Consider the following 13,521-nt stretch of genomic DNA (forward strand, 5'->3'; position numbering starts at 1 on the left):
GTTTGAATTGATTTAACTATTATTATTAATTATTTCTAGCTTATGAAAGTTCAAAATAAAACAATTAAATCAAATTTTTTTAAAAAATTGTTTATTAAAATTTGTAGAATTTTTGACTTTGAAATTATTGATCAAGGTAATTTAACACTTCCTGTTAGTAACAAAAAAGACATAAAAAACCTCTCTAATATTGGCAAAGAATCTTTAATCATTCCGATGGGTAGAATTAAGATTACACGGTCAGTTAAATCTTTAGATATAATTTTAAGAACATGTGCCTCAGTAAATATGCTTTCTCAATCAAAAAAAAGAATTTTTAAAAAAAATAAATCTGAGTATTCTTTGAAAACATTAGTTTCAATTATTAACTCAATTAATAATAATAAAAAAATATTTAAAAAAATTAAATTAAAATTGACAATTATTGATCACAATAGTGATAAAGCTATCATTAAAAAATTTGAAAAAATTTTAAATAATCAATTTTTTGACAGTGAAATAATTCAACTGGATATAAATAAGTATAAAAAGAATATTAAAAAAATAAATCAACAGGGAAAAATTGTTACCAATAACCAGATTTCAAACATGTCTAATATAAATCAATCTTTAAATTTAGGTAAAAATTGTCAGGATTTAGTATATTTTGTAGAGGATGATTATATCCACAAGCCCGATGCTATTGAGGAAATGATATATGCTTACGAAAGAATATCCACTCAACTAGGAACCGAACTTATAATGTGCCCAGCAGATTACCCTTATTTATATAACAAGGTGGAGAATTCAAATATTTTATTAGGAAACAAATATCATTGGCGTAAAATTAACGAAACTTTATGTACGTTCCTTACTAGTAAAAAAATAATTAATAAACATTTTAAAAAATTTGTTAGTGCATGTGAGTTTGAACATTATCCTTTTGAAAAACCTTTTCATGATATATATAAAAAGGAACTTTGCATTAGTCCTATGCCAGCAATAGCTGCACATTTTACTAATATTAATTCAATTTACGGTTTATCACCGTTAATAGATTATAAAAAATTATGGGAAAAAAATAAATTATGACATTAAAAATAAACTCAAAAGCTCCAACATTTGTAATACCATCAACTTCAAAAGATAAATATTCTTTAAAAGACTCACTTGGAAAATATGTAGTTTTATATTTTTATCCAAAAGATGATACACCTGGATGTACAATTGAAACTAATGACTTCAATAAATTGTTGGCAAAATTTAAAAAGCTAGACTGTGAAGTATACGGGATTTCAAAAGACAGCTTAAAAAGTCACGATAAATTTAGAGATAAATACAAAATCAAATTTGATTTACTTGCTGATGAAGAAATTAAAGTATTAAAAAAATACAAGGTCTGGGGTAAGAAAAAATTTATGGGACGTGAATTTATGGGAATAAATAGAACAACTTTTTTAATTGATAAAAAAGGTAAAATCCTAAAAATCTGGGAAAACGTTAAAGTAAAAGATCACGCCAAAGAAGTCCTAGAAACATTAAAAGATATTTCAAAATAAAAAAAGGCCCCTTATTTCTAAGGAGCCTTTAATTGTTATATATTGAGAGATATTTTAGTCTCTTATTGCGTAAGCTTTAACACCAACTTCAGCAACATCAGTTCCAAGTTTTTCAGCTTGAGAACTAATTCTAAGACCAATTGTTTGTTTTAGAACTTTAAATGTGATGTAAGAAAGTATGAAACTAAAAGCACATACTGCAATTACACCTGTTAACTGAGTTCCAAAGTTTGTATCTGGATTACTTAAAGGCACAACTAAAGTACCAAAGATACCAGCAAATAAATGAACAGGAATTGCACCTACAACATCATCAATTTTTTTGCTTTCTAAAAACTTTGTACCAAAGTACATGATGATTGATCCAACTGCTCCAATAGCAATTGCAAGCACAGGACTTGGAGTTAAAGGTTCTGCTGTAATTGCAACCAAACCTGCTAATGCTCCGTTAAGCATCATTACGATATCTGTTTTACCACCTAATAATCTTGTAACGACTGCAGCAGTAACAGTACCAGCAGCTCCTGCTAAGTGAGTGTTAACTGCAATTTTACTAATTGCATTTACATCATCGAACGTTCCCATTGCAAGTTGACTGAAACCATTAAATCCAAACCAACCAAACCATAATAAAAAGGTTCCTAATGTAACAAGTGGTATTGAAGATGCTGCAAATGGTACTAAAGATTTTGTTTCACCTTTTCTATTAAATCTTCCCTCCCTTGCACCTAATAATATTACACCTGCTAAAGCAGCTGCCCCACCACATGCGTGAACTAAAGTTGAACCAGCAAAATCAGAGAAACCTGAAGTTGCTAACCAACCTCCACCCCAATGCCATCCCATTGAAATAGGATAAATGATACCGGCCATGATCGCAGCAAAAATAAAAAATGGCCAAATTTTAATTCTTTCTGCTACAGCACCAGAAACAATTGATGCAGTTGCACAAACAAACATTGTTTGGAAAAACCAATCTGAGTAATCTGAATAACCAGTTGAAAGCTCAGAAGCATCACTCCACATTGAAAATGATCCAATAAACCCACCTTCAGGAATTCCGTAAGCTAAATTGTAACCACAGAAAAAAAATATTAATGAACAAATTGCAAATTTGCCAATATTCTTTGCTGCAATTGTTGAAACACTTTTAGTTGTAACTAATCCACTTTCAAGCATACAAAAACCTGCTGCCATGAATGCAACTAAAACACCACCAAGATAAAACCCTAATGAATTGAAAATATATTGTCCTTCAGCTGACATTGTTGTTTCTGCTGAAGCTAAATTAGTAAAGCTTAAAAATATTAATAAGCTTAATGATATTTTTTTTAAATGATTAATCATTATCTCTCCTTTTTTTGATCTTGTCGTTTTAATAAACATTAAAATTTTAAGTACTGCTGATAGGTCAAAAGAGTTATGAGAAATAAGCATATGTGTAAAAAAAAAGGCCCCATTTCTGGGGCCTTTGGTTATTAACTAACTAGAGAGAGATAAGTTAATTTTTTGTTTAGAGGCTCTTCAATGAGATAACGACATGGAGATCGAAGAGCCTCTATATTGCATGCAATTAGTCACGTATTGCGTAAGCAATTACACCTGTTTCAGTAACGTCTGTACCTTTAGTCTCAGCTTCTTTACTTAATCGGATTCCAAACGTACCTTTCATTATTGACCATACGATGTAAGACACAGCAAACACAAAAATGTTAATTGAAAGTACACCAATTAATTGTGCACTGAACGATGCATCAGCGTTTGTTAATGGCACTGCAAGTGTTCCCCAAATTCCAGCAAATAAGTGAGCTGGGATTGCACCTACAACATCATCAAGTTTAAAGCTAAATAATAATTTAGTTCCAAACACTACGATTAATCCACCAACAGCTCCAATTAAAATTGCTGCAAATGGAGATGGTGCTAATGGTTCTGCAGTGATTGCTACTAGACCACCGATTGCTCCGTTTAACATTTGAATTACATCTGTTTTACCGTACATTAATCTTGTAATGATACCCGCGGCCATTACTCCACCACAAGCTGCAAGATTTGTATTGATAAATATTGATGAGATCGCAACTGCATCATCAAAAGTACCTAATGCTAATTGTGAACCACCATTAAATCCAAACCAACCTAACCATAGGATGAATACACCTATTGTTACTAATGGAATTGAAGACGCAGCAAAAGGCTGTAACGCTTTTGGTTGACCTTTACTGTCAAATCTTCCACTTCTAGCACCAAGTAAAATGATACCTGCTAAAGCAGCTGCACCACCAGTTGAGTGTACTAAAGTTGAACCAGCGAAATCAGAGAAGCCGATTTCTGCTAACCAGCCTCCACCCCACTGCCAACCCATTACGATTGGATAAATAATTCCAGCTAAGATAGCTGCAAATAAGAAGAACGGCCATAACTTAATTCTTTCAGCCATAGCACCTGAACAAATTGAAACTGTTGTTGCACAGAATACCATTTGGAAGAACCAGTCTGAACCATCGGAATAACCAGTGTCAATTGCACTTGCATCTGACCATGGTGTAAATGATCCAATGTATCCGCCTTCTGGAATACCATAAGCTAAGTTGTAACCAACTAGCCAAAACATAATTCCAGCAATAGCATACAAACCAATATTCTTTGCACAAATTACCGAAACACTTCTTGAAGTTACCATTCCAGATTCTAACATTGCAAAACCTGCTGCCATGAACATGACAAGGAAACCACAAATTAAAAATAGTAGAGTGTTAAATATAAACCCCACTTCAGCAGAAACAGTTGTCTCTGCCATACCCGCACTACTCATGTTTAGTAAAAATACTAAACTTAGTAATGGTGCAGACATTCTCTTTATTATTTTAGTCATAAGACCTCCACTTGTTAAAGTGGTGGTTTATAAATTTAAAAAAATTAAAAACTAACGCTGATTAGGAAAAATGGGTATGCAGTTTTTGCATATAGTAACAGCCCTAAACGTGTTTTTACAATCGTCTAGGGCTGTTAAAAAAATATTATCTATTGAATACTTCTTTTAAAGCTTTTGCTGGTAAGAATTTTACCTTCTGAGAAGCAGCGATTTGAATCTGCTCACCAGTTCTTGGGTTTCTTCCAACTCTAGCTTTTCTTTTGGCTACTTTGTACGTACCAAATCCAGCGATTTTCACTGAATCATCACCTTTTAGTGCATCTAAAATAGTGTTGGTAATTGTATCAAAAGTTCGCTCAGCGTCTGCTTTGCTCAAATTTAATGAGCCAGAAAGCTTTGCTACTAGTTGTTTTTTGTTCATTTTAGCTCCGGTTTTGTTGGTTAATATTGATACTTGTCATAAACGTTGATAAATCAAGCTTTTTTTTAGTGTCATTATTAATAAGACACACAATATCTTGTTTAAAATTAAATAAACATTGATTTTATTGATATTTTTAACTGTTTAGAAAATTAAATTATCTAAATAAACCAAGGTCTTTTAGGTCATTAAATGTGGTGAAAAACATCAATGATAGCAACAAAAACAATCCGATTCGAAAAAAGCCTTCTTGTGTTTTTTGAGACAAAGGTCGACCTAAAACCTTTTCAAATGCATAAAACATTAAGTGTCCACCATCTAACATTGGTATCGGAAATAGATTAATTAAGCCTAAACTAATTGAAATATAAGCCATCATACTAATAAAAGCTAACACTCCAAAGGTTGCAACTTGCCCTGATATTTTTGCAATCCTTATAGGGCCTCCAAGTTGAGAAGTATCCGCTTTACCCATGATCATTCCGCCGATGTATTTTAATGAAGAAACACTAACAAAATAGACCTCGTTTGCTGCATGATACAATGCTTGTGCTGGACCTAATTTAACATGATTAATTTTATCGTTGTAAGCACTTAGTTTTATACCAACCATTCTTTTATTAATTTTATTTCCTAAACCATCTTCACCTTCAACAATGTTTGGTTTTATTTTTAAAATTAATTCTTCGTAAGAACGCTTAACTTTAAAATCAATAAAGTCTGATGTGGACATTGTGATATATTTTGAGACTTCCATGATGCTTTTAACTTCATTGCCATCAATTTCTAAAATAATATCTTGGTTTTTTAAGCCTCCAACCATTGCAGGGCTATCTTTTTGAACTTCACTGATAACTGCTGGAGTAAAATCTTTTCCAACAAATGTATAAATACAAAAGAAGATTGCTAAAGCTAATAAAAAGTTAGCTAAAGGACCACCAAATACAATTAAAACTCTTTGATACAGAGGTTTTAAAATAAATAATTTATCTCTTTCCTCTTCATTATATTTTTCTAAAATTTCTTCATGATCAGCTTGTGAATAAACATTACGATCACCATAGAACTTAACATATCCACCTAAAGGAATAGCACACACTTTCCATCTTGTTCCATGTTTGTCATTCCAACCAAATAACTCTTTACCAAATCCAATAGAAAAATCAGTAACGCCTACACCATATTTTCTTGCAAAATAATAGTGTCCATATTCATGGATGAATACAACTACTAAAATAAGAATTAAAAATGGAATTATATAACTAAGCATATTTTTATATTTTAGATGAATATATAATCATTAACAACCTAACATTAATAAGTAATACTGACACTTTTTGTCATGAATTTTAAAAATTTACTATTTTTTATTTTTTAAACTTAAAATACAAAGAAAATAAAATAAGACCTATAAGGACAATACCTACAAATATCCTTAAGTATTGATTAAAAAATATATCTATAAACTCAATCATTAAATATTAAACTTATCCTTAATTCTATAAAACCAAACTGCTAATTTAAAATAAAATACTCTTAATTGTGGGAAAATAAATTTCTTAGGTAAACCTTTATAAATTGTTGAAATATCAAGGTCTTTACTATTTGATGAAAAAACTAACTTAGATAATTGTTTTCCAGTCCATGGTGCAGCACTAACCCCTACACCACTGTAACCAAATCCATAATAAATTTCTTCATTATCTATTTTACCAATTGAAGGAGTAAGTTTTTGAGATAATGCAATTAAACCTCTCCAATTATAATCAATTGTAACATTGCTCCATTTAGGAAAAATATTTTTTAAAAATTGTTCCATATCATTAGCTCTATTCTGATTAGATTGATCGCTTCCTTCAAAGTCTCCTCTTGTTCCAAATAAAATTCGATTATCAGGTAACTTTCGATAATAATATAAAAGGTTTTTAGAATTAGCTATTGGGGCATAAGTATTAAAGTTATGTAAACTAAGCTCTTCATTTGTAAGTGGTCTTGTTACAATAATATTTGAAATAACAGGTAATACTCTTCCATCCATTTCAGGAATTAATCCTTCTTGATAAAACCCATTAGTTGCAACAACTATTTTTTTTGTCTTTATTGATCCTTCATTAGTTTTTAAAAGATAAGAGCCGTTTTCTTTTTCAATTTTATCTACTTTTGTGTGCTCATAGATTTTTAACTTTTTAAATAAAGCATGTTTTGCAAGTCCGTTTACAAATTTTAAAGGATTGATTGCAAATCCAGGTTTATATGAAAATGCTCCAAATTGCTCAGTTCCACCATGACCTACTTCATCAAATTCTTCTTTTGAATAAACTTTAGTCTCTATACCAAATTCAGATTTATAAACTTCAGCTTGTTCTTTAATTTGGTCAAATTTGTTTTTGTGATGAGCTACAACAAAGTTATTTTCACCTGTTACATCACAATCAATATTATAACTATCAATTAATTCTTTAGTGTAATTAGCTCCTTCAACTGAATTTTTAAAAAATTTTCTAGTTTCTTCTGTTCCATAAACAGATTGCATTTTTTTATAAGACATTTTGCTTGGAGGAAGACAGCAAAATCCTGCATTACGAGAAGAAGCGCCCCAGCCTACTTTTCCAGCCTCAACCAAAACTACATCTAAATTATAGTTTTCAATTAAGTTAATTGCACAAAGTAAACCAGTATAACCTCCACCTATGACTACTATTTCCGAACTAATGTCTTTTTGAAGTTTCTCTAAATTTAAATTCTCACTTGAAGTTGCTTCCCAGTAACTAGGAACAGGTTTATTGAACTGATAAATATCTGAATGATAAATATTACTCATTGGTTAACGTTAGGTTAACATAAACCTTAATTATCTAAATATTAATTTACTTAAATTTATCTTCCCAGAATAGAACTCTGTCGTCTGTTTTTTCTATTAAGTCCTTACAGAATATTCCGTATTTATCTAAAACTACTGAAAAATTTTTAAAATCTTCACCCATCTCTTTTTTCATACTTTCAAAGGATGTTTTAACTCTATTTCTCATTGTATCTGTGTTCATACCTAATTGCTGACCAATCATAAAAACAGATTCTAATGATAAATCTGCTGATTTATTAAGTCCTGCTAAAGTTTCATCATTTGCGCTACCACTTTTTTTAAAACCTTCTTCAGACAATAAATAATAACTATAACAAGTAGTGAAATCCCCTTGTAAGTTGTTAAACACAAAAGTTTGTTGGTCATCAGCATTAGCACTCATACTAAAAAAGCTTAAAAATATGATAGATAGTAGTTTTTTCATTTGTTCTTACTTCTCTTATAATCTTTCATCCATTTGTCAAAGATCCTTATTGCATCATCCATATCTTTAGTTTTGTTAGGATGATTTTTTGCTCTTCCAAGCATAGTTGCAATAACATTTACTTGATACTTAATTGATCTTTTTTTGATAGCTTTAACTGTATAAAGCGCCTTTTCTTTATTCTTAAAACCTAATCCATGTAAAGTTGTCTCAGGTTTATAATCAGAAAATAATGAAAGATTTAAAGGTTTAAAACTTTTATCTTGTATCATTTTATTCATTGGCATTTTATCAACCAAGTTAAATATCTTTTTAAGATTTATAGTATCTAACTTAGCTTTTTCGGTTCCATCAAAGCCAATTAAACTGACACTAAAGTTTTTTGATTTGTCTAATCTTGTAACAAGTTTTATGAATCTTTTATGAAATTCTTTAATGTGTTTTTGATAAGCATCTTTTGAATTTTTATACTCTTGATTAGTGTGGTTTGGAGTATTCAAAACTAACAACCTACATTTCCATATATATTTTTTAAAATTCATTGGTATATTAAGTATTTTAGTTAATAGGATATATGAAGGAAAAAGTTGTTAAATCTCATTTTAAGAAAAAAGCACTATCTAAACTTGCTTTATCGATTAGCTTTTTCTTAGTTCTTTTAACCTCAACTGGATACATATTTAATTCTAAAGCAGTAATTTTTCTATTTTATATTTTTAGTTTTGCATTCATTTACAATTTATTAATCAATTTCTTATTAGAAAAATTTGATATTGGATCATGATTAAAACATTAATTAAATTAAAAATGTTAAAGTTTGCATTAATAGGTAGTGCACTCGCAGTCTATGCTGTTAAAAAATATTGTGATCAGAAAAATAAGGACAAAAAAACAGAAATCAAAAAGCCTTTACTTCTCACTCGATAATAAGATTTTATTTTACTTACATTCTAACTACTGGAATTATTTTAGAAATTTAAATCAATAAAAAGTTAATTGTGAATTACTTTGTGGATTGTAACTGAATTGTAATATTATTTTAATGTATTGTAATATTAGTTGTTAAATTTAATCCTCGTTAAGGTTTCATCTCTTCTTATGTAGTGATGGTATAAAGCCGCTATGAAGTGTAAAACGAAAGTATACAACAATAAATCACCAGCAATCCCATGAAAATTGTGAGCAAGTTTTTCAAAATCACCGTTACTTTCAACAATATTAACTAATTCAACCCCAAAAAATAACACCTCTTTGCCCTCTATATTCATCAATACATAACCTGTTATAGGTGCAGCAAACATTCCAAAATAAAATATAAAAAATACAAGATTAGATAATCTATTTAAAAGCCTGCTTTTATTAATATTTTCTGGTTTTGGGTTTGACCACCTCCATAACAATCTTAAAATAACTAAAATAAAAATAATTATGCCCAATGAATTATGAACTAACATTAAAAAGTCATAATACTTTTTTGGTGTATGCTCTGATAAATTCCCTAACAATAGTACAAACAACAAAATTCCAGCCATATACCAATGAAAAGTTTTTGAAATTAAGCCATATTTTTTAACTGTGTTTCGAATCACAGAAATTTTTTAACAAAAAAATTTTACAATCAAGTTACACTTAAGGGTTAAAAAGACGAATTTTAATAATTCATTCATATGAGTTTAAGAAATAGTTAACAAAACTTTTCTACGCAGATTACGAATTTTGATAATTATTCATTATTCTCTCATTTAGTTATTATCTCCCTTGCAGTTATTTAAATATTGCGAAGAGAGTTAAATTGTAATTTTACTTAAATAAAAGTACAATAACTTTTCAAAACTAAATAAAAATTATTAAAATATGCAAAGACTACACTTACATCTCGGAGTTAAAAACTTAAACGAAAGTATAAATTTTTACAAAAATTTATTCAAATCTGAACCAACAAAAGTAAAAGAAGATTATGCTCAATGGATTTTAGAAGATCCTAAGGTTAATTTTGCAATATCTACTAGAGTCAAAACTTTAGGTGTAGATCATCTAGGAATTCAGGTTGATGAAGTTGAGAAACTAAACGATATAAGAACTAATTTAGATAAAGCTGATATATCTACTTATTCTGATGGTGAGGTAACATGTTGTTATGCAAAATCAGAAAAATCTTGGGTAAATGATCCAAATGGTGTTGCTTGGGAAGCTTACCACACAATGGAAGATGCTGAGATTTATAACACAGCTGGCTCAAGATCAGACACTGAGAAAAAAGCGTGTTGTTAATAAAATTAAATAATGAAAATAGGCTTTAGTGTAAAATTTAATAAAGCAAAATATCCTTCAAAAAAAAAATTAATAGGCAAATATTGTTCTTTAGAACCAGTTAACGCAAAAAAACATGCTAAAGATTTATATAAAAACTTTTCCTTAGACAAAAAAGGAATTGATTGGACTTATATGCCAACAGGTCCATACAAAACTTTTAGTTCTTTTAAGAAGTATTTAACTACAGAAAAATTATCTGGTAATCCGTTTTTTTACTCAATTTACTCAAAAAGGCTTAAAACCTATTGTGGTTTAGCAAGTTATCTTAGGATTAAACCAGAAATTGGAACCATCGAAGTAGGTTGGATTACCTATGCTAAAAATCTTCAAAGAACAGTTGAGGCAACAGAGGCAATGTACCTTATGATGAAAAATGTTTTTGAGAATTTAGGTTATCGAAGATACGAGTGGAAATGTGATAGTTTAAATAAAAAATCTAATAAAGCTGCTTTAAGGTTAGGTTTTAAATTTGAAGGTATATTTAGACAAGCAACAATTTATAAAAAAAGAAATAGAGACACTTCCTGGTATGCAATCATTGATAAAGATTGGAAAAAAATAAAAAAAGGTTATTTGAAATATCTATCAAATAAAAATTTAGATAAAAATTTAAATCAAAAAAGAAGTCTTAAGTTTAACTAACCTCCATATCCAATGTCATTAACGTATATATTTTGCAAGAGTTAATTAAACAATATTGTAGATTGTAACTGAATTGAATTAAGTAATTTAAAAATTATTTATCAAGCGATTTAAATCCTAATAAAAGCGCTGCAACTAGCATTAATGAGCCTCCAACTTTATTAATCATCAAGCTTGAATTGCTCTTTATCATCATAGTGATTTTCGAGGCTGCAAAACCATAAAAAAAAAGAAATATTCCATCAATGAAAATATACGTAATAGATAAAATTAAGCATTGAGTCCAGATATCACCATTTACAGATATAAATTGTGGAAAGAGAGCAGCAAAAAATAAGATTGCTTTAGGGTTTGATGCAGATGTTAAAAAACCTTGCAAAAACAATTTTCCATAAATCTTTTTATTATTTGTTCTTTTATAACTGTTAACAGTTTCCTTTTTTTTTAAAATCAATTTTAAAGCATTCCAAACTAAATAGGTGACGCCAATCCATTTTATGTAGATTAAGATGTTATTATCAAATGATGCTATCAATAACCCAATACCAGCTGTGGCTATTATCATTTGTAAAAGATTTGCTGACAAATCCCCCACTATTGTTGCAACTGAATTTTTAAGGCCATAAGTTGCGCTGTTGGATAACATCAGTAATTGACTTGGCCCAGGTGTGCTCATAAGAGCTAAAACTGCAATGATGAATAATACCCAGTTATCTAAAGTCATAATTAATTAGTTAAAAATAATTTTTTACGAAATTGGTTTTTTCTTACTTTTGTCTATGGTTAAATTAAAAACATCTGGTCTTGAATAATGACCTGTTGCATCAAATCGTCTTCTAGAAGTTTTTGATAACGAAATATCAATATCAGAATACAGTACTCCTTTCTCTTTATGTAAAGGCCCTGCATGCAGATCACCAAAAGGTTTATAAATAATTGCATCCCCACAATTAATCCATTCATCTTTATTAGGATACAAATGATCTTTATGAGGCATATCATTTGGTAGATCAGAAGCTTGAATTGCAGTTGCTGAACTTATGACCCAACAACCTCCTTCTCGTGAAATATGTTTCATTGTTGAAAGCCAAGGTTCTCCCTCATCCCAGGTTGGTGCAATATAAATATCAATATTTTGTGAGTACAAAGAGTATCTTGCAAGTGGCATGTAATTTTCCCAACATGCTAATGCACCAATTCTACCTACTGCTGTATCAACAACATTTAAACCACTACCATCTCCAGGACCCCAAACCATACGTTCAGGGTTTGTTGGCATTAATTTTCTATGATTATTTAAGATGGTTCCATCATTATTGATTATAATGATAGAGCAATAAAGAGTTGAGCCACTAACTTCTCCATCAATTTCTTGGTGACCGGCAACTACGACAACTTTATTTTTCTTTGCAGCCTCTTGAATGGGTTTCATATGACCTTTTGAAAGATTAACTGAATTAGCTTGAGAAATTTTAAACAAATCATCAGTTAAGCTCATCTCACCCCCTGGTTTTAACCTCCAAACATATTCTGGATATCCAGGAAACCAAGCCTCAGGAAACACAACTAATTTAGACCCTTGGCCAGCAGCAGTTTCAATAAGTTCAACCCCCAAATCTATAGTTTTTTGTAAGTTTAGATATTTGGGCGGATGTTGAATTACAGCTACTTTCATAAATTAATTTTTTTATTCAAAAGACTAACAATATCCAATTCATAAATAAAGTAATTACTCAAGAACCAATGTCATTGGAGCACTATTGGAGCAATAGAATTGTCAGCCAATCAAAATTTGGTGCATGATACGTCCTGGCATAAGTGTAAAAAAGCCTGTAAGGATTAAAGCAAAAAAATAAGTTGCGATCATTACTTGTTTATGACGTTTAATATTTCCTACACGTACATAATAAACACCAACACCCAGTATAAAAATTGTCCACAAACTCAATAAATGTATAGGACTATAATCTCCCCACATTTTTGTTTCGTGTATGAAAAAAGAAGTTATCGCTACAATCAACATTAAACCTACCCATATACGACCTAACAATTTATGAATGGCTCCACCTTTTTTCATAGAAAGTTGTATGCCGCCTAAAATTATAGCAATCATTGCCATAATAGCGTGAACTGGTATGGGGTAAGTTTCATTGAACAACAAAGTCATGTTTAAAATTTATTACCATATATCATAACCAAGTATATATAGTTCATCATGAATAAAATAAAATTAGTCGATTATGTAAAATGGGTAGCAACTATCATTCAGTTAATTGGGTATGGTTTGACTGGTTTAAATATGACCCCCTATAATGTTTATTTATTTTTTTTAGGGATTTTTCTTTGGTTTGCAGTTGGAGTTATGTGGAAAGATAAAGCAATAATGGTGGTACACGTAGGTGCTTTTATCTCATTGCTTGTTGGATATTTAAACGCTTAAGTATT

Annotated in this window: 17 protein-coding genes; 6 read left to right on the forward strand and 11 right to left on the reverse strand. The window is 29.9% G+C overall.

What is annotated here, in order from left to right:
• The first annotated feature begins 42 nt into the window (after positions 1–42).
• Both ACTTBM_RS04915 and bcp read left to right on the forward strand, forming a co-directional pair.
• On the forward strand, positions 43–1,071 hold the full coding sequence (locus ACTTBM_RS04915) for a glycosyltransferase family 2 protein (protein ID WP_440634947.1): 1,029 nt from the start codon (positions 43–45) through the stop codon (positions 1,069–1,071).
• On the forward strand, positions 1,068–1,538 hold the full coding sequence (gene bcp, locus ACTTBM_RS04920) for a thioredoxin-dependent thiol peroxidase (RefSeq protein WP_440634948.1): 471 nt from the start codon (positions 1,068–1,070) through the stop codon (positions 1,536–1,538). The genes ACTTBM_RS04915 and bcp overlap by 4 nt, the downstream gene beginning before the upstream one ends.
• Positions 1,539–1,592: 54 nt before the next feature.
• On the opposite strand, the gene ACTTBM_RS04925 is transcribed toward bcp, so the two are convergent.
• The 7 genes from ACTTBM_RS04925 to ACTTBM_RS04955 all read right to left on the reverse strand — a co-directional run bounded on the left by ACTTBM_RS04925 (position 1,593) and on the right by ACTTBM_RS04955 (position 8,663).
• On the reverse strand, positions 1,593–2,885 hold the full coding sequence (locus ACTTBM_RS04925; protein WP_440635047.1) for an ammonium transporter: 1,293 nt from the start codon (positions 2,883–2,885) through the stop codon (positions 1,593–1,595).
• Between the two features lie 226 nt (positions 2,886–3,111).
• A complete protein-coding gene (locus ACTTBM_RS04930; protein WP_440634949.1) occupies positions 3,112–4,413 on the reverse strand; it encodes an ammonium transporter in 1,302 nt (433 codons plus the stop codon).
• A 145-nt stretch (positions 4,414–4,558) separates the two neighbouring features.
• Positions 4,559–4,834, reverse strand: a complete 276-nt coding sequence (locus ACTTBM_RS04935) for an HU family DNA-binding protein (RefSeq protein ID WP_075506581.1) — start codon at positions 4,832–4,834, stop codon at positions 4,559–4,561.
• Between the two features lie 157 nt (positions 4,835–4,991).
• Positions 4,992–6,104, reverse strand: coding sequence for an RIP metalloprotease RseP (rseP, locus tag ACTTBM_RS04940; RefSeq protein WP_440634950.1), 1,113 nt, complete (start codon positions 6,102–6,104; stop codon positions 4,992–4,994).
• Between the two features lie 204 nt (positions 6,105–6,308).
• The gene (locus ACTTBM_RS04945; protein ID WP_440634951.1) at positions 6,309–7,655 is read right to left on the reverse strand and encodes an NAD(P)/FAD-dependent oxidoreductase; all 1,347 of its coding nucleotides are present in this window, start codon (positions 7,653–7,655) and stop codon (positions 6,309–6,311) included.
• A 46-nt stretch (positions 7,656–7,701) separates the two neighbouring features.
• Positions 7,702–8,121, reverse strand: a complete 420-nt coding sequence (locus ACTTBM_RS04950; RefSeq protein ID WP_440634952.1) for a hypothetical protein — start codon at positions 8,119–8,121, stop codon at positions 7,702–7,704.
• Positions 8,118–8,663: a DUF4174 domain-containing protein gene (locus tag ACTTBM_RS04955; protein ID WP_440634953.1), complete on the reverse strand. Its 546-nt coding sequence runs from the start codon at positions 8,661–8,663 to the stop codon at positions 8,118–8,120. Before ACTTBM_RS04955 ends, ACTTBM_RS04950 begins: the two co-directional genes overlap by 4 nt.
• A 32-nt stretch (positions 8,664–8,695) precedes the next feature.
• Between ACTTBM_RS04955 and ACTTBM_RS04960 the strand changes: the two genes are divergently transcribed.
• Positions 8,696–8,905 carry a hypothetical protein gene (locus ACTTBM_RS04960; RefSeq protein WP_440634954.1) on the forward strand — a complete coding sequence of 70 codons (210 nt, stop codon included), beginning with the start codon at positions 8,696–8,698 and terminating at the stop codon, positions 8,903–8,905.
• 271 nt (positions 8,906–9,176) lie between these two features.
• Here ACTTBM_RS04960 and ACTTBM_RS04965 read toward each other — a convergent pair whose 3' ends face one another.
• Positions 9,177–9,710 (reverse strand): cytochrome b, encoded by a 534-nt coding sequence (locus ACTTBM_RS04965; protein WP_440634955.1) that lies wholly within the window; start codon positions 9,708–9,710, stop codon positions 9,177–9,179.
• A 265-nt stretch (positions 9,711–9,975) separates the two neighbouring features.
• Here ACTTBM_RS04965 and ACTTBM_RS04970 point away from each other — a divergent pair, with 265 nt between their 5' ends.
• Together ACTTBM_RS04970 and ACTTBM_RS04975 are read left to right on the forward strand one after the other, a co-directional pair.
• Positions 9,976–10,392: an ArsI/CadI family heavy metal resistance metalloenzyme gene (locus tag ACTTBM_RS04970; protein ID WP_440634956.1), complete on the forward strand. Its 417-nt coding sequence runs from the start codon at positions 9,976–9,978 to the stop codon at positions 10,390–10,392.
• A 12-nt stretch (positions 10,393–10,404) separates the two neighbouring features.
• Entirely contained in the window at positions 10,405–11,076 is a 672-nt protein-coding gene (locus tag ACTTBM_RS04975) for a GNAT family N-acetyltransferase (RefSeq protein ID WP_440634957.1), read from the forward strand.
• A 94-nt stretch (positions 11,077–11,170) separates the two neighbouring features.
• Here ACTTBM_RS04975 and ACTTBM_RS04980 read toward each other — a convergent pair whose 3' ends face one another.
• The 3 genes from ACTTBM_RS04980 to ACTTBM_RS04990 form a co-directional block, all read right to left on the reverse strand.
• Entirely contained in the window at positions 11,171–11,800 is a 630-nt protein-coding gene (locus ACTTBM_RS04980; protein WP_440634958.1) for a LysE family translocator, read from the reverse strand.
• Positions 11,801–11,824: 24 nt separating this feature from the next.
• Entirely contained in the window at positions 11,825–12,751 is a 927-nt protein-coding gene (locus tag ACTTBM_RS04985; RefSeq protein WP_440634959.1) for a carbon-nitrogen hydrolase family protein, read from the reverse strand.
• Positions 12,752–12,853: 102 nt separating this feature from the next.
• On the reverse strand, positions 12,854–13,243 hold the full coding sequence (locus tag ACTTBM_RS04990; protein WP_440634960.1) for a DUF2306 domain-containing protein: 390 nt from the start codon (positions 13,241–13,243) through the stop codon (positions 12,854–12,856).
• A gap of 48 nt (positions 13,244–13,291) precedes the next feature.
• Between ACTTBM_RS04990 and ACTTBM_RS04995 the strand changes: the two genes are divergently transcribed.
• Positions 13,292–13,516, forward strand: coding sequence for a DUF6552 family protein (locus ACTTBM_RS04995; protein WP_440634961.1), 225 nt, complete (start codon positions 13,292–13,294; stop codon positions 13,514–13,516).
• Positions 13,517–13,521 lie beyond the last annotated feature (5 nt).

The sequence above is a fragment of the Candidatus Pelagibacter sp. HIMB1746 genome (genome assembly GCF_052047555.1).
Lineage (GTDB): Bacteria > Pseudomonadota > Alphaproteobacteria > Pelagibacterales > Pelagibacteraceae > Pelagibacter.